An 18,215-nucleotide genomic window follows, 5' to 3' on the forward strand; every position below is an offset into this window, starting at 1 on the left:
GTGGCTCCACTGCTCAGCGACGTGCGGGTGCCGCGTCCAGGACGGCTCGTGCCCGTTCGCGTGCCCGCGCGGAGGTGTCCAGGTCGCCCGCCTCCTCGTGGTTGTCGGCGAGGCGGTCGAGGACGGCGGCTTCCGAGTGTGGGTCCCCCAGGACGTGCCACAGGTCGATCGAACGTTGGTAGCAACTGGCTGCCAGCTCATAGCGGTGCAGTCGATGGTGGCTGTAGGCGAGGCTGTCCCACGTCGCGGCCTCGCCGTAGCGGTCGCCCAGCGCCTGGACCAGTTCCAAGGCCTTCGTGCAGTGGTGCAGGGCCTCTTCGTATTCGTCGAGCATCGCGTGGAACCAACCCACCGCGTTGAGCGCCTTGGCCTGGCCGGACCGGTGGCCGGCCCGGACGAAGATGTCGAGCGACTCCTGCGCGTGCCGCAGCGCATCGGTGTGCAGGCCCTGCCGTTCGAACACCAAGGCGTGGTTCAGGTGGTTGTGCGCGAGGCCGCTGTCGTCCCCAAGCCGACGGAACAACTCCCCGGCGGTGCGGTAGTGGCGGTGAGCGTCGTCGAAACGGTCGAGGAAGTTGTAGGCGATGCCCAGGCTGTGGTGGCACACGGCCTGACCGGTGCGGTCGGCGGACCGCTCCGCCGCGGCCAGGCCGTTGGTCATGACCGCGACTTTGTCGAGCCAGTGACCCCGGCGGTCAAGATAGGTGCCCAGGGCCCAGGCCAGTTGCCAGGCGTGCTGGTGGTGTCCGGCGGTCGTCGCGTGACGCGCGGCCGCCATCAACGCCGTGTGCTCGCCGGCGAACCAAGCCAGCGCCTCGTCGTGGTCGCTCACCGAAGCCGTGGTGACGCCCGCGGTGGGCGGCGCGGTGGCAATGGTGTGCCGGTGGGGGTAGAGCAGGTTAGCGGCCGCGAAGGCGCTGCACAGGTAATGGTCGAGCATCCGCCGTGTGGCCAGGTTTCGCTCCCCCTCGGGATCGACCGTGTGGGCGAGTTCGCCGGCATAGGCCCGCAACAGGTCGTGAAAGCCGTACCGGCCCGGTGTCCGTTCGGTCACCAGGTGCGCCCGGGTCAGCTCGGCCAGCAACGCGCGCGTCCGGCGCAGCGGTGCACCCGCGAGGCTGGCCGCGCCGGCCGCGGCGACGTCGGGGCCCCGGTGCAGGCCGAACAGCCGGAACAGCGACGCGGCGTCGGTGCTCAGCGAGCGGTAGGACCAGGACAGCACCGCGCGTACGTCGGTCGCCGCGTCATCCCCGGCGAACGCCTCCAGCCCGTCGTGGAGCTGGCCGACCAGGGCGGCGAGGGGAAAGTCGGGGCGCGACGTGGCCCGGGCCGCCACCACGGCCAGCGCCAGGGGCAGCCGCGCACAGGCGGCGACGATCTCGTTCACCGCGTCGGGCTCGGCGGCCACCCGTCCGGCACCGAGCCGGCGGGACAGGAACTGTCGAGCCTCCTCATAGGACAGCAGATCCAACCGCAACGAATGCGCGCCCTCGGTGGCGACGAGGCCGGCGAGGTCGTGCCGGCTGGTCACCAGGACCAGGCACTGTTTCCCGGCGGGCAGCAACGGCCGGACCTGCTCGGCGTTGACGGCGTTGTCCAGGAGGACGAGCAGGCGCTTGCCCGCCGTGGCGCTGCGGAACAACGCCGTCTGGGCTTGCAGGCCGGCGGGGACGGTATCGGCCGGCACGCCGAGGCCGTCGAGGAGGGCGCGCACCGCCTCGTCCGGGCCCAACGGCGGCTCGGACGGATCGAAGCCACGCAGGTTGAGATACAGCTGACCGTCCGGGAACTCATCGCCGACCCGGTGGGCCCAGTGGACGGCCAGCGTGGTCTTGCCGACTCCAGCGGTGCCGGTGATGGTCGAGATGATCGACCCGTGGCCGGTGCCGGGCAGGAGATTGTCGAGCCGGCGCAGATGGGCCGACCGGCCGCCGAAGGTCGAGATGTCGGCGGGCAGCTGGGCCGGAATGGTGCGGCCCGGGACAAGCGAGCTGTCGCCACGCAGCATCGCCGCATGCAGGCGCTGCAGCGCGGGACTGGGCTCCACGCCGAGTTGTTCGTCCATGAGCGCCCGGGTCGCACGGAACAGCTCCAGCGCCTCGGCCTGGCGGCCGGTGCGGTAGAGGGCGAGCATCAGAGAGGCCCGCAAGCTTTCCCGGTACGGGTGGGCGTGCACGAGGTCGGTGAGCTCACTCGCGATGTCGGCGTGTCCACCCAGGTCGAGCGCGGCCTGTGCCCACTGCTCGTACACGCTCAGGCGTTGCTGTTCCAGGCGGCGCGCCTCTTCCGCGACGATCTCGCAGTCGTCGAACTCGGGCAGGACCGGACCCCGCCACAGGTCCAACGCCGTCCTGAGGTCGCGGGTGGCCTGTGGGACGTTTCCCGCGAGGAGGGCCTCGTTTCCGGCGGCGGCGAGCGCCCGGAAGGTGGCGGCGTCGAACTCTTCGCCCGGCAGCAGCGCGTAGCCGGCCGCCGACGCGACGACCCGGTCGGCACCGAGTGTGCGTCGCAACCGATGCACGTACAGCTGGACGTTGCGCCGGGCCGATACCGGTGGATCGTCACCCCAGAGCGCTGCCACGAGCGAGTCGACCGACACCGGCGTGCCGGCACGGGAGAGCAGCACGGCGAGCATCAGCCGAGGTTTGCGAGCCGTGCCCACGTCGACCGTGCGACCGTCGCAGGTCACCTGCAACGGTCCCAGGATCCCAAACTTCACACCGACAGGGTGTCAACACAGCTGGTGGACGAGACGCGAGGGTGCCTCCCCACGCGGGGAGGCACCCTCGAGGTCGAACTAGGCGGTCCACCCGGTAAAGCCGAACTTCTGCTTGGTGCCCAGCGTGTTGCTGTCCGCCACCATGAGGCCGACGAGCGGACTGGCGTACTCGGTGTGTGCCGTCACCCATTTGTTGTTGGCCGTGGACATCAGTGCCCACGCGACCTGCGAACTGCTGTAGTAGAGCCTGAACTTCTCCCACGGCCCCGGGGCGTCAACCGAGGTACGCGCCCTGAGCACTCCCGGGTAGGTCAGGTGAGAGATCTCGGCGCAGACGTACCTGTTGTTGGCCACGTTGCGGAACAGGAACGTCCCGGAGCTGACCGTGACGGCGAACTTGTCGGTCGTCAGGCCCGGCTCCGCGCGGCTGGTGACGAGCGCGCCGTACGAGTCGCCGTTCCAGTCCAGGCGCGGGTACGTGTAGCGGTAGTTCGAGTGCGAGAAAATGGAGATGTACTTGCTGGACAACGGGTACACCGACTTGCTCGTGATCAGTGTCCAGCCGGACGGCACCGTGGCCGCGTGCGCGGCTGACGGGACCACTATGGACGCCGCCGCCAAGGCTACGACGAGGACCATCGCCTTGAGGACGCGACGTAGCGACGTCGTCCTCGGTTGTGTCATCCGAGCTGGGTGGGTGGTCATCGACTCAGAACCTCCATCTGGGTGTGCCTCGCCCCCGCGAGGCGCGACGGAAGCATCCAGTGAGTCGGTTCACCCGGCGTATAGCCGTGCTATATCCGCGGCAGGCGTCGCACGCGCGGCGCGACGAGTTCCTGCACCTCGGGCATTCTCGACGAGAGCGAGATCCAGGTGCCGTCGAGCTTCATCACGCTGTGGAGCCCACCCCTGCGGTGGTACTGGAAATCCGCGATCTCGTCCCATCGGCACTCCTGCACCACGCGGCGGTGCCGGTATGCGAACCCGTCCTGGTGGATCCGGAGCTCGTCGTCGCGGTCACCTCGGGCCACCCACAGCATCAGTGCCACGAACGCCGACGCGACCGTCACACACCCGAGCGCCGTCGCGATGTCCTGCGGATCGCGGTCCATGCTCAACGCACCGAAAAGCAGGAACACCGCGATCAGGAGCAGGAAGCCCGGAATCAGCAGAATCAACAGCTCCGACCGGCGGTTCCGCATCGGGTACGCGGTGAGCAGTGCCCCGATCCCCTCGCCCGCCGGCGCGTATCCGGGTGCCGGGTCTCGACCGCCCCTCGTCTCGTACGCCCGGTGCAACGCGTCGAGGCCGCCCATGAACCGCGAGAACGCGATCTGCTCGCCGCGACGGGTGGTCACGGCGTACACCCGCATCCGCCGATCCGAGCCCATTTGGGCGTCAAACGACTGGATGTCACCCCATCGACAGGCGCGAACCCGGCCGGCGTGCCGGAAGGTGAATCCGTCGCGATAAACGACCAGTTGGTCGCGCCCCCGGGTCACGACGAGCCACCCGACCAACCCAACCGGCAGCACCGCGACGACGAACAGCCACGTCGAGAGTAGGGCCAGACACAGGACTCCTACGGCCGCCGCCGCGACCAGCGCCGCCAACAAACCGAGTCGCAGGCGGTGCCGCGACAGCTCGCCTCCCAGCTCGCCCATGACCCTAGGACGATAGTGGCCGACAGCGATCCGCGATGTCGTCTTTCGGTCGGGGCGCGCGGGCTCGCGCCCACGTTCGGCCGGTGAGGCGGCCGATCCGGCGGGCCGCTGCCGCGTAGCCGACCCCGACGGCCAGACACAGCACGAGGACCAGCAGCGGGTGCCAGTGCACGCGGAGGAACACCTGCCAGTGCGTCAGGTAGATGTAGAGCGACGCGGCGGCGAGCAGCGCGAGCACCTTGTTGAGGAGAGTGATGCTGGGCAGGGTCCGCACCCAGATCAGCAGGCAGAGCCCGGCGATGATCAGTGCTTCGCGGCCCGGCTCGCCGAAGAATCCGGGCACGGTGACCAGCACGGCGAGGGTGACCGCGACCCGCTGCGCCGGCCGGTCGGCCTTCGCCGCGGCCCAGCCCAGGGCGAAGAGCCAGAAGGCCACGACCGCTGAGGGTACGAAGAATCGCGCCTGCCACCCCGGCAGGTCGTAGCGGGTGACGAGGCCGATCGTCGCGATCGTGATCGGCAGCGCGAACGGCAGGCGGCGTTCGAGTCGGTCGACGGCGGGGAGCGCCATCAGCGCGAGCCCGCCGAGCAGGATCATCACCAGCGCCTCGATGAACCAGAACTGCCATTCGGTGGCCCCGTCGTGCGGGCCGAGGACGCTGTTGAGCAGCACGATGTTGGCTGGCGTGTAGTGGCTGGTCAGCAGGAACGCGAGCGTGATGTAGAGGATGCTGGGCACGGCGACGCGGCGGATGCCGGCGGCGATGCGGCGCAGCCGGGTGCCGTGCGCCACGTCGGTGAGGTGGAATCGGGCGAAGTTGAACCCGGCGATGCCGAGCAGGAGGTGTGCGCCGCCCTTGATGGTGAACAGGCCGGGCAGGTGCGAGCCGACGACGAAGACGATGGCGAGGCCGCGCAGGGCGACGCTGGTCTCGATCGTGCGCAGCCGCGATCGTGCGGTGCGGGGTTCGGCCGTGCTCGGGCCCGCGCGCAGGTCTCGGATGGGCATGAGGTGCCAGCCGGCGGGCAGCGCACCGAGCCGCTCCTCCAGTCGCACCGACATCTCGACGTACGACAGTGAGTCGCCGCCGAGACTGACGAACGAGTCGTCGGCGGTGACGTCCCTGCGGTCGAGGATGGCCTCGAAGAGTGCGACGAGATCGCCGGATGGGCGCTCGGCGTGCGGCTTGTCCGTCAGGGTCGGCAGCGCCTGACGGTCTATCTTGCCGTTGGGCAGTCGCGGCAGGGCTTGCACGAGGTGGGCCCGGACCGCCCGGGCCGGTATGCCGGCCTCGGCGGCCGCGGCCTTCGTCAGCGCCGCGACGCCGGCCGGCGTGGCCGTGAGCCACGCGCCGCTGCGCTCAGCGGCGACGATCATCGTCCCGTCGCCGGCCGCGCATGCCGAGGTGATGCCTCGCGCGGCGAGTTTCTCCTCGACCCGGCGCAGATCGACCCGGAGCCCGAGGACCTTCGCGAAGTCGGCGCGCCGGCCGACGATCGAGTAGATGCCGTCGGCGTCGCGGCGGGCGAGGTCGCCGGTGCGCAGCTCGGTGATCGTGCGCCCGAGGGCGAGGTCGGCGGTGCTCTCGGCGTACCCCAGCATGACGTTGGGTCCGGTGTAGACGAGTTCGCCGACGCCGTGCTCGGCGTCGGCCGTCGCGTCGATGCGCAACGCGCCGCCGGGGATCGGCACGCCGATCGCGTCGGGGCGGCTCGCGGCCAGCTCCGGTGGGAGGTAAGCCATGCGGGCGGTGGCCTCGGTCTGGCCGTACATGACATAGAGGTCGAAGCCGTGGCGGCGGCCGAGTTCGGCGTAGGCGCGCACCCGGTCGGGTGCCAGCCGACCGCCGGCCTGGGTGACGTACCGCAGATGCGGCAGGCGGGGCAGCTCGGCCTCGGCGAAGCGCGACCGGTCGAGAAGGTCGAAGGTGTACGGGACGCCGGCGAAGCCGGTGCCGTGTGCGGAGCGAAACTCGGCCCAGAAGCACGGGTCGACCACCGAGTGGTCGGTGAGGATGAGCCCGGCGCCACGGAGCAGGTGGCTGTTGACGACGGACAGCCCGTAGCAGTAATGCATCGGCAGGGTCGTCGCGCCGCGATCGTCGGCGGTGATGCCGAGGTAGGTGGCGATCGCCTCGGCGTTGGAGCGCAGGTTCGCGAGCGAAAGGCGGACCAGCTTCGGCGAGCCGGTCGAACCGGACGTGCTCAGCAGCAGCGCGAGATCGGGGTGCGGTGCGTGCGCCGACCGGTCGCGCCGGACGACGAGGTCGCCGCCGTCTGCGACGATGTCCGGATCGTACTGGTTGATCATGGCTGCCCGCGCGGCGGACGGCGCGAACAGCACGGGGTTCGCGGTGCGCAGGGCGGCGAGATAGGTGGTGAGCGTCTCGACGGTGTTGGCGCCGGTCAGCAGCACCAGCCGCCGCCGGCGGCCGAGCTGTTCGGCGGTGTCGTCGACGAGTCGGTCCAGTTCGGCGTAGGTGAGCCGGCGGTCGCCGGACACGATCGCCGTCCGGTCGCCGTGCGCGGCCAGGTCACCGGGGAACCGGGTCGGTTCGACGGCGACCGGCGGAAGGACAGGGGCGCTCACGAGGCGAAGTGTAAGTGAGGGTCGCCTAACTTTGCTATGCCTAAGCTATTGCCAGGGTCGCCTAACCTCTGGCACTCTAGCTTGTGCGAATTCGTCGATCCGTGCTCCTGCCCCTCGCCTTCGTCGCCGTCCTCGGCACCACCGCTTGCGGCGACGACCTCGGCGAGCCTGGCGACAAGAAGCTCACCGTCTACAGCGGTCGCAGCGAAGGCCTGGTCAAACCGATCCTCGACCGGTTCCAGCAGGAGACCGGCATCGAGGTCGAGGTCCGTTACGCCACGACGGCCGCGATGGCGACCCAACTCCTCGAAGAGCGCGACAAGACGCCGGCCGACATCTTCTTCTCCCAGGACGCCGGCGCTCTCGGCGCTGTCGCCAAGGCGGGGCTCGTCGCCGAGCTCCCTGCCGAGGTCCTCGCCAAGGTCCCCGACACCTACCGCTCGGCCCAGAACCTCTGGGTCGGCGTCAGCGGCCGGTCGCGGGTGCTCGCCTACAACAAGGACAAGGTCACCGTCGACCAGCTCCCGGCCTCGGTCCTGGAGGTCACCGACCCCGAGTGGAAGGGCAGGCTCGGCGTCGCGCCGACGAACGGCTCGTTCCAGGCGTTCGTCACCGCGCTGCGGGTGCAGCACGGCGACGCGAAGACCAAGGAGTTCCTCGACGGGCTCAAGTCCAACGCGGCGAAGATCTACGAGAACAACGTCCAGATCGTCGCCGACATCAACGACGGCAAGCTCGACGTCGGCCTGGTCAACCACTACTACGTGTACGAGCTGGCCAAGGAGAAGGGCAGCACACCGGAGGACCTGGCCGCCAAGCTGCACTTCTTCCCCAACGGCGACACCGGCGCCCTGGTCAACGTCGCCGGCGTGGCCGTCCTCGAGAAGGCCGCGACCGACCCCGACGCCCGCGCGCTCGTCGACTTCCTGCTCGGCGCCGAGGCACAGCGGCACTGGGCCGAGGAAACGTTCGAATACCCCTTGGTCGACGGCGTGTCGCCGCCGCCCGGCGTGCCCACCCTCGGCGAGATCGTGGCTCCGAAGATCGATCTCAACGACCTGGACACCCTCGACGTGACCACCACGATGATCAAGGAAGCCGGGCTGGCCGGTTGAGCCGACCTGGGCTGATCGGGCGGAGCGGCACGGTCTCCGCCCGATCCGTCGTGCCCCGGCCGGCCCTGTTCGTCGCCGCGACCGGCGCGCTCGCGGTCGCCCTCCTGCCCCTGGTCTACCTGCTGATCCGCACAGGTGAGGCCGGCCTCGGCCGGATCGCCGACGAGGTGCTGACCCGACGGGTCGCCGAGCTCGCCGGCCGCAGCATCGCGCTCATGGTCGTCGTCACGGTCGCCTGCACCGTCGTCGGTGTCGCCGCCGCGTTCCTGGTCACCCGCACCGACCTGCCGATGCGCGGCGCGTTCGGCGTGCTCGCCGCGCTGCCGCTCGCGGTGCCCACCTACGTCGCCGGCTTCGCCTGGATCGCCACCGTCGACGGCTTCGAAGGCTTCTGGGCGGCAGCGCTCGTGCTCACCCTCTGCTCGTACCCCTATGTGTATCTGCCGGTCGCCGCGGCGCTCGCCGCCGCCGACCCCGCACAGGAGGAGGTCGCCCGATCGCTGGGTCGCGGGCCGTGGCGCACGCTGACCACCGTCACCCTCCAGCAGGCCCGGCCCGCCATCGCGGGCGGCGCGCTCCTCGTCGCCCTCTACACCCTCTCCGACTTCGGCGCGGTGTCTATCCTGCGCACCGACACCTTCACCCGGGCGATCTTCACCGCGTTCAACCTCGGGTTCGACCGCACCGGCGCGCTCGTGCTCTCCACGGTGCTCGTGCTGCTGACCATGGTCCTGCTCGGCCTGGAACTGGTCAGCCGCACCCGGGGCGCCCGGTACGCCGGTGGCGGGCCGCGCCGTCCGGCCACCCGATTCCACCTCGGCCGGCTGCGCATTCCCGCCGTGTCCGCGCTGGTCGCCGTCGGCCTGTTCGCGCTCGGCGTGCCCGCCGCGAGCCTGGTCCGCTGGTCGATCGCCGGCGCCTCCCGCCCCGGCACGCTCGCCGAGATCGGAGCGGCCGCCGGCAACACGCTGAGCGTCTCCCTCGGCGGGGCCCTGCTCACGCTGCTGCTCGCGCTCCCGGTCGGCCTGCTCACCGCCCGCGCGCCCGGGCCGATCGCCACCCTCGTCGACCGGCTCAGCTACCTCGCGCACGCGCTGCCCGGCATCGTCATCGGCTTGTCCCTGGTGTTCTTCGGCATCGCGGTCGCGTACCCGCTCTACCAGACGGTGTGGCTGCTCGCCCTCGGCTACGCCACGCTCTTCCTGCCGTTGGCCGTCGCCGCCGTCACCGGCGCGGCCGTGCAGGCGCCGCCCGTATTGGACGAGGTGGCGCGGTCGCTGGGCCGCTCACCGTTCGTCGTGCTCACCAGCGTGACGCTGCCGCTGATGGTGCGCGGGATCGGCGCCGGCGCCGCGCTCGTCTTCCTCACCTGCGTGAAGGAGCTCCCGGCGACGCTGCTGCTGCGCCCGACCGGGATGGACACCCTGGCGACGGAACTCTGGACGCACACGTCGACCGCGTCCTACGCCGCGGCGGCACCCTACGCGGCCCTGCTCGTCGGGGTCGCCGCGATTCCCACCTGGCTGCTCGGACGTCGAACGGGACTCACCTGATGCTGGACGCGCAAGGACTCCGCAAGTCGTACGGGCCGGTCCTGGCCCTCGACGCCGTCGACCTGACCGTCGAGAAGGGCGATCTGACCGCCGTCCTCGGCCCGTCCGGGTGCGGCAAGACCACCCTGCTGCGCTGCGTCGCCGGGTTCGAACGGGTCGACGCCGGCACGGTGACGCTCGACGGCCGGGCGGTCGCCGCCGCAGGCACGCACGTGCCACCGCATCGCCGCCACGTCACCGTGGTCCCCCAGGAAGGTGCGCTCTTCCCCCATTTCTCGGTCCGCGACAACGTCGGGTACGGGCTCGACCGCTCCGCACGGCGCGGCGGCCGGGTCGACGAGGTCCTCGCCCTGGTCGGCCTCGATGGCTACGCCGACCGGATGCCGCACCAACTCTCCGGCGGTCAGCAGCAGCGGGTCGCCGTCGCTCGCGCGCTCGCGCCCCGGCCGCCGCTCGTGCTGCTCGACGAGCCGTTCAGCGCCCTCGACGCCACCTTGCGCACCGACCTGCGCCGCGACATCCGTGCCGCACTGCGCGCCGATGGCGCCACGGCCATCCTCGTCACCCACGACCAGGGCGAGGCGCTGTCGATGGCCGACCACATCGCCGTCATGCGCGCCGGTCGCATCGTCCAACACGGACAGTCCAATCAGGTGTACGAAGACCCGGCCGACCCCTGGATCGCCGAGTTCGTCGGCGAGGCGATGCTGCTGCCGGCGACCATTGCGAATGCCACCACCGTCGACACGGCACTGGGCCGGCTGCCACTGCGCGGCGCGGCCGGGGCCGCCGGCCGGGTGCGGGTGCTGCTGCGCCCCGAACAGCTCAGCCCGACCGACGGCGACCTCGCCGAGGTGACACGCCACGAGTACCACGGCCACGACACGTTGCTCGGCCTGCGGCTGGCCGACGGCACACCCCTGCTGGCCCGTGTCATGGGGCAGCGGACGCCGCCGGTCGGTGCCTCGATCGGCCTCGACGTGCTGGGCGCGGTCCGCGCCTACGGCGATGCCTAGGCCGCTGCGGTCGCGGGTTCGTACGTGACGATCAACGCGCCGGAGGTGAACTCCCGCGTGCCGGTCAGCCGCAGTTCGGTGCGTGGGTAGGTACCGTCGAACAGGCGTGTCCCGCCACCGAGCAGCACCGGGTTGACGACGATGCGGTACTCGTCGACGACGCCCAGCCCGACTGCGGCACTCGCCGCTCGTCCGCCCGCGAAGAGCGCCAGGTCCCGCCTGCTCTGCCGTTTGATCTCGGTCAGTGCCGCGCCCGGGTCGTCGCCGAGGACATGGGAGTTGTGCCAGGCAGTGTGGCGGAGGGTTCGGGACAGCACATATTTCGGCAGTTCGTGCATGCGGCTCACCTGGACCGGCGAAGCGTCCGCTCCGGCGGTGGGCCAGTAGCCCGCCAGCTCCTCGAACGCCACCCGCCCGAACACCATCCCGTCGATGTCGTCGAGCAGGTCGTCGAGGTAACGCTGGAACTCGTCGTCGGCGAAGTGCCAGTCGATCTCACCGTCGGCGTCGTTGACGTAGCCGTCCAGTGACGCGTTGATGTGCAGAAAGAGCCGTCCCACGGTGCCCTCCGGTGGTTCCGGGTCGACTTTTTGGTCGGTCGACCAAAAAGATGCTGCGCACGCTACTTTTTCTTGAACGAACCGTCAAGAAGTGAGGTAGCGTCACGGCATGGTGCGCACCGGCCGACCCCGCTCGTTCGACGAGACACAGCTCATCGAGCGCGCCAAGGAGGTGTTCTGGCGGCGCGGCTACGTCGCCACGTCGATGCGCGATCTCAAGGACGAGCTGGGCGTGCTGCCCGGCAGCCTCTACGGAGCCTTCGGCGACAAACACGCGCTCTTCCTGAGGACGCTCGAACGGTATGCCGCCGACACACAGCGGGCCGCCGCGTCGCTGCGGGGCGACGGGTCACCGCTGGCCGGCGTGCGCAAGCTGTTGACCGACGCGCTCGACGCTGCGCGGCTGTCGCCCGGCCGTGGCTGCATGCTCGGCAACACGGCCACCGAAGTGGTTCCCGACGACGAGGAAGCCGCGCGGATTGTCCGGCGGGCGTTCGGTGAGCTGGAGTCCGGCCTCGAGGAAGCGCTGGCCAACGCTCAACGGGCTGGCGAAGTGCGGGGCGACGTCGACTGCGGTGCGCACGCCCGGCTGTTGTTGGCGCTGGTGCAAGGTCTGCACGTCGTCGCCCGGGCGGAGGCTGATCCGGGCCGGCTCGGCGACGCGATCGACGCTGCCCTCGCCGGCATCACGGCGTAATTTCTCGAGGTGCGTGTCGAAGGGGCGCGGACGGCTCCGACCTACGGGCGAGACTGAACTGACGCTCCTTGAGGAGAAGCGCACATGAAGACCGACCTGCTGCCCGTTCCCGGTGCGGTGCTCTATTACGAGGTACGTGGTGCGGGGCCCGTGCTGCTGTTGGTGTGTGGTGGTGTCTATGACGCGGCCGGGTACGCCCCGTTGGCCGAGCGGCTCGCCGACCGCTACACCGTCGTCACCTACGACCGGCGCGGCAACTCGCGCAGCCCGTTGGATCGGGCGGGCGAGCCGCAGCGACTGGACGAACATGCCGACGACGCGGCGCGGCTGCTGGCCGCGGTCGGGGTGAGCACCGAGCACCCCGCGTACGTGTTCGGCAACAGCTCCGGCGGCCAGATCGCGGTCGCGTTGACCACCCGCTACCCGCAGCTCGTGCGGGCCGCGGTGATTCACGAGCCGCCGCAGTTCGACCTGCTGCCCGACCGGGACCACTTCGCGAAGATGATCGACGACGTGGAGGCGGCCTTCGCGGCCGACGGACCGGAGGCGGCGCAGCAGGTGCTGGCGAAGGGCCTCGACATGGGGCCCGGCCCGACCGACGAGGAGCGCGTCCCCGGTGGGAGCGAGGCTCCGGCGGAGCCCGACGCGGCGACGCTCGAGATGATGGAGCGGATCGGCGGCAACTTCGTCCAGTTCATCGGGTCGGAAGTGCCGTCGTTCGGGCGCTACCGGATCGACCTCGACGCGCTGCGGCCACACCGGCACAAGCTCGTGCCGGCGGTGGGCTCCGCGTCGGCCGGCGAACCACCGGCCCGCGCGGCGGTCGCGCTCGGCGAAGCGGTAGGCGTCGAAGCCGTGGTGTTCCCCGGCGACCACGGTGGGTTCGGCAACCAGGCCGAGCCGTTCGCCGAGGTCCTCGACACGGTCCTGCGGGCCGCCTGACCGGTCAGTCAGGGGAGGTGCCCGCAGAACTGCGGGCCCCTCCCCCGCCGGAGGATCCCCGGCCTGGTTGGACGGTCACAGGCCCTTGCATTGCCCGGTCGCGGGTCCTCGGATCGTGTTCGGCTGACCGTTGTTGACCGGCGCGGGCGTGTTGCCGGTGCAGGACAGCGGACCGTTGACGATGTTGCCGGCGAGCACGGGTGCGACGGCGACATTCGTGCCGGTGAGCGTCAGCGGGCCGCTGATCCGTACCCCTTCGACCTCGACCTCACCGGTCGTGCCGGTGAGGGTGACCGGCCCGCTGACCGACCCGCCGATCAGTTCGAGCATGGCCGCGCCGGTGGCGCTCACCGGCCCCTGGATCGAGGCGCCCGTGGCGACCAGCGATCCGCCCGGAAGGACGGTGACCGGCCCGGAGACCGTGGCACCGGCCAGACAGGTGACCCCGGCGTTGACGACCAGCGGACCGGGATGGGTGCCCGACACCGTCGAGGTGCAGGTGTCCACGACGACCGTGAAACGGGCGGTGGCGCTGCCAGTCGGCCGGGTGGCCGTGATCGTCGCCTGGTAGACGCCGTTGCGGCCGTACGTGTGGCTGGCCGTGGCCGTGTAGATGCCGTTGGCGGTCTTGTTGGTGCCGGCCGTGCCGCTCAGGGTCGCAGCCGAACTGGTTCCGTCGCCCCAGTCGATCGTCGCGGAAACCTGCTCCAGCGTCGCGCCCGGGGTGGACACGGAGGCGATGTCGCCCGCGACCGTCCGCCCGCCTGAGGCGATGTCCGGCGCCGCCACGTCGACCCGCCACGGCACCTGCGGCGACGGGTGGAAGTTCTGGCCCTGTAGCTGCCACCGCAGCCCGTGCCCGGCCACGCGGTTGACGAAGGAGGCGAGGTTGCGGTCGGGGTGGGTCTGCGGCGACCAGCCGATCTCCGCGGTCGCCGGAAGGCGCGGGAACATCTGGAACCCGATGTCGTCGAGGGTGCGCAGGGTCTCGGACCACATCGCCGCCTCGACACCGAGGATGTCCGCGTCGGTGACCGCCGGCAGGGTGACGCCGCCGGTCGTCCGCGCCGGGATGTAGGTGGCCGGGTCGCTGCTGCTGCCGGACCAGTTGTAGAACTGCGAGACGTCCAGCCGGCCGGCCCAACTCAGCCCGAGCGGGCTGCCGACGAACTGCTGCATGTCGAGGTACGTGTGGTTGGCCGGCGACATCACCACCTTCATGCCCTTCTGCACGGCCCGCCGGGCGGTGTCGCCGCCGGAGCCGGCCGGGTTCCCGTTGTTCCAGAACTGTGCGACGGCCGCCGGCGAACCGGGCTGGCCGAAGTTCGCCTGGGAGATCTCGGCCCAGCCCATGACGATCTTGCCCTGCGCCTTGACGATCTGGGCTTCCTGGTCGACGAAGCTGACGTAGCGGGGAGTGGCCAGAGTGGACGCCGGCACCTCGTCGCCACCGAGGTGGTAGTAGGGCCCGGGTGTCATGGCACTGAGCTGGCTGACGATGTCGGTCAGGATCGCCCAGGTGTTCGGGCTCTCGGGGCACATGGCGCTGTAGCCCACCGCTCCCGTCAGGTTCCACTGTGGAGGCGTGTTTCGCGTGCAGTTGACGTCCGGCAGCACCGGGTTCGCTTCCGGCCCCGCGTAGGACATGACGATCGCGTTGGTGTGCCCCGGCGTGTCGACCTCCGGGATGACGGTCATGAAGCGCGCCGCCGCGTAGTTGACGACGTCGACGTACTCGGCCTGGGTCCAGAAGCCACCCGGGTCGTTGTTGATCGAAAACTGGCCGCCGATGGCGGTGAGCTCGGGCCGGCCGTTGATCGCGATCCGGAACCCCTGGTCGTCGCTGACGTGCAGGTGCAAGACATTCAACTTGTAGGCGGACGCCCGGTCGATCACCCGCTTGACCACGTCCGGCGGCTGGAAGTGCCGGGCGATGTCGAGCATCATGCCGCGGTACGCGTACCGCGGGGTGTCGGTGATCCGCACGCCGGACACCGTCCAGGGGCCGGGCCGCACGGTCGGGCTCTCGATCCAGGGCGGCAGCAGTTGACGCAGCGTCTGCGTGCCGTAGAAGAGCCCGGCCGGCCGCCGCGCCTCGATGCGGATGCCGGCGCTCGAGACGTCGAGCCGGTAACCCTCGTCGCCGAGGTCCGCGGCGTCGGTCAGGCCGAGCGCGATGTCACCCGGTTGCGGCTCGGCCGTCGACACGAGCAGGGGAAAGCCGGTCGAGGACCGCATGGTCGCCGCGAGCGCGTCGGCGACCGCTCGCGTCTCCTCGCCTCCCACGATCCTGGTGGTCGGCCCGACCACGAAGGTCTCCCCGGGTAGTGCCTCCATAGTGGCCGGAATCGGCACGATCTGTTGTGCCGCAACCGGTGCCGTGTCCGCCAGCGCCGGCGTGGCCACCTGACCGGTCAGCGCGGCCGCCTGGACCGCGAGCGTGACGACCAGTGCCAAGCCGAACCACCGTCTGGCTCGCGTGCCCCGGGTCCTGTTCGGCGTCTGCATGTCAGACCTCCCTGCTCGGGGCACGCGCCTGAATCGATCAACGTCCGTTGATGGTAGGCACAGAAACCTCGAACCGTAAAGACTCCTTACAGAACGTGACCACAACTGTCGACGGTGGACGGTTCATCGGGTTGGCGCTCATGGGCGGGTGGGCAGTTCGGCTGTTCGAGAGTCAGACTGGGTTAATGGAACGCGCAGTTGGTTATGCGCAGCGCCACTCGGCACGGGGCAGTTGGGGGCAGCCGCGCATCTACGAGGCGCCGGTGCGACGAGGCCGGCATGGGCACCCGGTTCGGGGTGCGTGCGTGATGGAGTTCGCGAGTGCCTTGTCCGGCGGCGAGTGGTCGGACCACCCGGAGAGCACTGACGCGACCGTGGCGCGGCTGGCTCGGGCGGTCAATGACCTGAGCAGCGAACAGGGTCGCGTCGCGTTGCTGCCGTTGCTGCCGTGGCTGGTGATCCAGCCGCGCGCTGGTGAGCCTGCGACGCGTGTGGCCGTAACGACGGTCGTGGTGCAGGCGGCCCTCGGCCGTGCCGCGGGTCACGCGGCGGACCGGCTGGCCCGGGACGCGGCCGAGCTTGCCGGCGGCGCGCAGGTGCCTCGGTGGTGGCAACGGCCGCTGGGGCGCGGTCCGCAGATGATGATGCGCCGCAGCCTTCGCGTGTTGCGCCGCGCCGACGGCCGCGACCGGCTGCTGCGGCAGGTTCTGATCGACGCGGTGAACGCGGCTCGTGCTCTCGACGGCCTCCCGCCAGTGCCCGGCGAGACGCTGGAACCCGTCTCTGTCGGGTCTCTGCCCATCCGCGTGCGGACGCACGTGCCGAGCGGTCTGGAGCCGTGCCACCTCCACGTCGCGGCGCCGGCTGATCAATGGCCCGCGTGGCTGATGAAGGCCTGGGCGCACCGGCGCGCCGAGATGCGCCCAGGCCTGGTCGAGCCCGCCGCCGCGCTCGATCGCTACCAGCCGACGGCGGTGTGGTGATCGGTCGGGCGGTCGGCGGGTGCGGGCACGGTGCCGATGACCGTTCCGGCGGCGTCGAGGGCTTCGAGGACGACATCGGCTGTGCCGGCACCGCGGACGACGGCCGCGGCGTCCGTGACGGCGGCGGTGTCGATCGTCCTGCCGCCGGCGACGGAGCGCACCTCGCTCGTGCCCGGCGGTGTCACGACCAGGAATGAGTCGCTGTCGTCGAGGCGGACCGGCACGATCGCGGATGGCGTGGTCGGATCCCAGGACAGCCAGGCCTCCCCTCCCCCGATGTACTCGCCCTCCACCGGTTGCCCCGTGGACCAGGTGCCCACGCTGACCTGCCATCCGCCCCGCGCAGCCGGATAGGCGACCATGGTCGCGGGATCGTCGTAGTCGACGTTGTCCCCGGGTTGCGGGTCCTCGATGCGGCCACCCCAGACGACGGTCAACGGACCTGAGCCGTACGCGAGGGACTCCCCGACGCCCATCGCGAACCGAGCGGCGTCCCGATCGATCCCGCCGCGCGCGCCGGCCACGGCCGCGTCGACCTGTTCATCGGTGGGTGCGGTGGTGGGCAGGATCTGCCGGGCGGCTGTCTCTTCCCGGACCACGCCGTCGCAGACGGCCCGCCACCACTCCGGGCGCTCCGTCGCACGGGTTCGCACCAGGTAGGAGCCCGTCTGGGCAGGGGTCCAGTCGTCGAGAGCCGGCAACGCCGCGGTCTCGATGACGCAGCCGTCCGGGACCAGCGCGATGGCCGCCGCACTGTCGAGATCGACCGTCCCGAAGTTCCCGGTTACTTCGAAGGGGCTGAGCCCGTCGCCGGTGCCCATCTCCGCGCGCGGGTCGGCAAGCTCCGAGGCCGCCGCACCACGCGGCGCCATGAACCAGGCGCTCGCGTTGATCCACTGCGTGGTGGGGTCGGGCACCGCGCGGTGGAACGCGACGAACGCCACGCGGACGTCGCCGATGTCGTCGAGGAACAGCACGTTCACCTCGGTGACCTCGGCCGTGATCCGGAACGCGCCGGCCCGCTGGTGCCCCAGCACGAGCCGGGCCAACTCCTGGACGTATCCGGGGTCCGCATCGGCGAGCCCGCCACGCACGGGGCTCACCCGCAACCGCTCGGCCCACTGCTGCATCCTGTCGAAGTCGCTGACGCCGCCGCCTTCGCCGTGACCGGGACCGGCGGGCAACCCCGCCCATCCCCCGATCGCGATGACGGCGACCAGGCCGAGCCCGGCCGCGGTCACCCGCCTGCGGCGAGCGCGGCGCTGTCGAGCCCGCAGCCGACCGCTCGGATCGGGCACCGCCCGGACGCCGTCCGCCGCGTCGGAAAGCAACTCCCGGACACGCTGATCCACACTCATCGCACCTTCTCCTTCACCGGCTCCGCAACTCCGAGCAGGTCACGCAGCCGCGAAAGGCCACGCGACGACTGGCTCTTGACCGTGCCCAGCGGCCAACCGAGCAGCGCGGCCACCTGCGCCTCCGACATGTCGTCGAGATACCGCAACACGACCACCACGCGCGTACGTGCCGGCAGCTTCCGCAGCGCGGAGAGCACCGCCTGCCGTTGCACCACCCGGTCCGTCGCGTCGTCGACCGCCGGCTCCGGCGCCCGCACGCCGACCGCCTCCCGCGAACGCAGGCGATGCCACCAGGTGATCTGCTCGTTGGCCATGGTCCGGCGCAGGTACGCCAACGGGTCGTCGACCTTGTGCCAACGCCGCATCACTTTGGCCAGCGCCGACTGCACCAGATCCTCGGCGTCATGACTCGAACCCGTCAGCAGGTACGCCATCCGCAACAGCTCGCCGTAGCGAAGCTCCACGAACTCGTTGAAATCGCGATCGTCCCGCGCCACCCGGCACCCCTTC

General features: G+C 70.8%; 14 protein-coding genes. 6 read left to right on the top strand and 8 right to left on the bottom strand.

The window, feature by feature from the left end; genetic code table 11:
• Positions 1 to 13 precede the first annotated feature (13 nt).
• The 4 genes from Air01nite_RS09210 to Air01nite_RS09225 all read right to left on the bottom strand — a co-directional run bounded on the left by Air01nite_RS09210 (position 14) and on the right by Air01nite_RS09225 (position 6,973).
• Positions 14 to 2,719 (bottom strand): AfsR/SARP family transcriptional regulator, encoded by a 2,706-nt coding sequence (locus Air01nite_RS09210; protein ID WP_203701552.1) that lies wholly within the window; start codon positions 2,717 to 2,719, stop codon positions 14 to 16.
• Positions 2,720 to 2,797: 78 nt separating this feature from the next.
• Positions 2,798 to 3,403, bottom strand: a complete 606-nt coding sequence (locus tag Air01nite_RS09215; RefSeq protein ID WP_203701553.1) for a fascin domain-containing protein — start codon at positions 3,401 to 3,403, stop codon at positions 2,798 to 2,800.
• 110 nt (positions 3,404 to 3,513) lie between these two features.
• The gene (locus Air01nite_RS09220; RefSeq protein ID WP_203701554.1) at positions 3,514 to 4,383 is read right to left on the bottom strand and encodes a hypothetical protein; all 870 of its coding nucleotides are present in this window, start codon (positions 4,381 to 4,383) and stop codon (positions 3,514 to 3,516) included.
• A 4-nt stretch (positions 4,384 to 4,387) separates the two neighbouring features.
• A complete protein-coding gene (locus tag Air01nite_RS09225; protein ID WP_203701555.1) occupies positions 4,388 to 6,973 on the bottom strand; it encodes an AMP-binding protein in 2,586 nt (861 codons plus the stop codon).
• An 83-nt stretch (positions 6,974 to 7,056) separates the two neighbouring features.
• Here Air01nite_RS09225 and Air01nite_RS09230 point away from each other — a divergent pair, with 83 nt between their 5' ends.
• The 3 genes from Air01nite_RS09230 to Air01nite_RS09240 are packed head-to-tail and all read left to right on the top strand — an operon-like array spanning position 7,057 to position 10,657.
• A complete protein-coding gene (locus tag Air01nite_RS09230; protein ID WP_505606716.1) occupies positions 7,057 to 8,088 on the top strand; it encodes an iron ABC transporter substrate-binding protein in 1,032 nt (343 codons plus the stop codon).
• A 14-nt stretch (positions 8,089 to 8,102) separates the two neighbouring features.
• Entirely contained in the window at positions 8,103 to 9,641 is a 1,539-nt protein-coding gene (locus tag Air01nite_RS09235) for an ABC transporter permease (RefSeq protein WP_203701595.1), read from the top strand.
• On the top strand, positions 9,641 to 10,657 hold the full coding sequence (locus Air01nite_RS09240) for an ABC transporter ATP-binding protein (protein WP_203701556.1): 1,017 nt from the start codon (positions 9,641 to 9,643) through the stop codon (positions 10,655 to 10,657). Before Air01nite_RS09235 ends, Air01nite_RS09240 begins: the two co-directional genes overlap by 1 nt.
• On the opposite strand, the gene Air01nite_RS09245 is transcribed toward Air01nite_RS09240, so the two are convergent.
• A complete protein-coding gene (locus Air01nite_RS09245; protein WP_203701557.1) occupies positions 10,654 to 11,217 on the bottom strand; it encodes a dihydrofolate reductase family protein in 564 nt (187 codons plus the stop codon). The genes Air01nite_RS09240 and Air01nite_RS09245 overlap by 4 nt on opposite strands.
• A 109-nt stretch (positions 11,218 to 11,326) precedes the next feature.
• Here Air01nite_RS09245 and Air01nite_RS09250 point away from each other — a divergent pair, with 109 nt between their 5' ends.
• Together Air01nite_RS09250 and Air01nite_RS09255 are read left to right on the top strand one after the other, a co-directional pair.
• Entirely contained in the window at positions 11,327 to 11,914 is a 588-nt protein-coding gene (locus Air01nite_RS09250; RefSeq protein WP_203701558.1) for a TetR/AcrR family transcriptional regulator, read from the top strand.
• A gap of 84 nt (positions 11,915 to 11,998) precedes the next feature.
• Positions 11,999 to 12,856, top strand: a complete 858-nt coding sequence (locus Air01nite_RS09255) for an alpha/beta fold hydrolase (protein WP_203701559.1) — start codon at positions 11,999 to 12,001, stop codon at positions 12,854 to 12,856.
• 75 nt (positions 12,857 to 12,931) lie between these two features.
• Here Air01nite_RS09255 and Air01nite_RS09260 read toward each other — a convergent pair whose 3' ends face one another.
• The gene (locus Air01nite_RS09260) at positions 12,932 to 15,313 is read right to left on the bottom strand and encodes a family 20 glycosylhydrolase (RefSeq protein WP_203701560.1); all 2,382 of its coding nucleotides are present in this window, start codon (positions 15,311 to 15,313) and stop codon (positions 12,932 to 12,934) included.
• Positions 15,314 to 15,669: 356 nt separating this feature from the next.
• Here Air01nite_RS09260 and Air01nite_RS09265 point away from each other — a divergent pair, with 356 nt between their 5' ends.
• On the top strand, positions 15,670 to 16,347 hold the full coding sequence (locus tag Air01nite_RS09265) for a hypothetical protein (RefSeq protein ID WP_203701561.1): 678 nt from the start codon (positions 15,670 to 15,672) through the stop codon (positions 16,345 to 16,347).
• Here the strand turns inward: Air01nite_RS09265 and Air01nite_RS09270 are convergent.
• Both Air01nite_RS09270 and Air01nite_RS09275 read right to left on the bottom strand, forming a co-directional pair.
• Positions 16,323 to 17,699, bottom strand: coding sequence for a hypothetical protein (locus tag Air01nite_RS09270; protein ID WP_203701562.1), 1,377 nt, complete (start codon positions 17,697 to 17,699; stop codon positions 16,323 to 16,325). The two genes, Air01nite_RS09265 and Air01nite_RS09270, sit on opposite strands and share 25 nt — an antisense overlap.
• Positions 17,700 to 17,701: 2 nt before the next feature.
• Entirely contained in the window at positions 17,702 to 18,202 is a 501-nt protein-coding gene (locus tag Air01nite_RS09275; protein ID WP_239090599.1) for a SigE family RNA polymerase sigma factor, read from the bottom strand.
• Positions 18,203 to 18,215 lie beyond the last annotated feature (13 nt).

The sequence above is a fragment of the Asanoa iriomotensis genome, from assembly GCF_016862515.1.
In the GTDB taxonomy this organism is placed as follows: Bacteria; Actinomycetota; Actinomycetes; order Mycobacteriales; family Micromonosporaceae; genus Asanoa; species Asanoa iriomotensis.

Bases quoted from the DNA above. Each gene is read 5' to 3' on its own strand.
- Air01nite_RS09215 (WP_203701553.1), bottom strand. From the start codon at position 3,403: ATGACACAACCGAGGACGACGTCGCTACGTCGCGTCCTCAAGGCGATG.
- Air01nite_RS09220 (WP_203701554.1), bottom strand. From the start codon at position 4,383: ATGGGCGAGCTGGGAGGCGAGCTGTCGCGGCACCGCCTGCGACTCGGT.
- Air01nite_RS09240 (WP_203701556.1), top strand. From the start codon at position 9,641: ATGCTGGACGCGCAAGGACTCCGCAAGTCGTACGGGCCGGTCCTGGCC.
- Air01nite_RS09250 (WP_203701558.1), top strand. From the start codon at position 11,327: ATGGTGCGCACCGGCCGACCCCGCTCGTTCGACGAGACACAGCTCATC.
- Air01nite_RS09255 (WP_203701559.1), top strand. From the start codon at position 11,999: ATGAAGACCGACCTGCTGCCCGTTCCCGGTGCGGTGCTCTATTACGAG.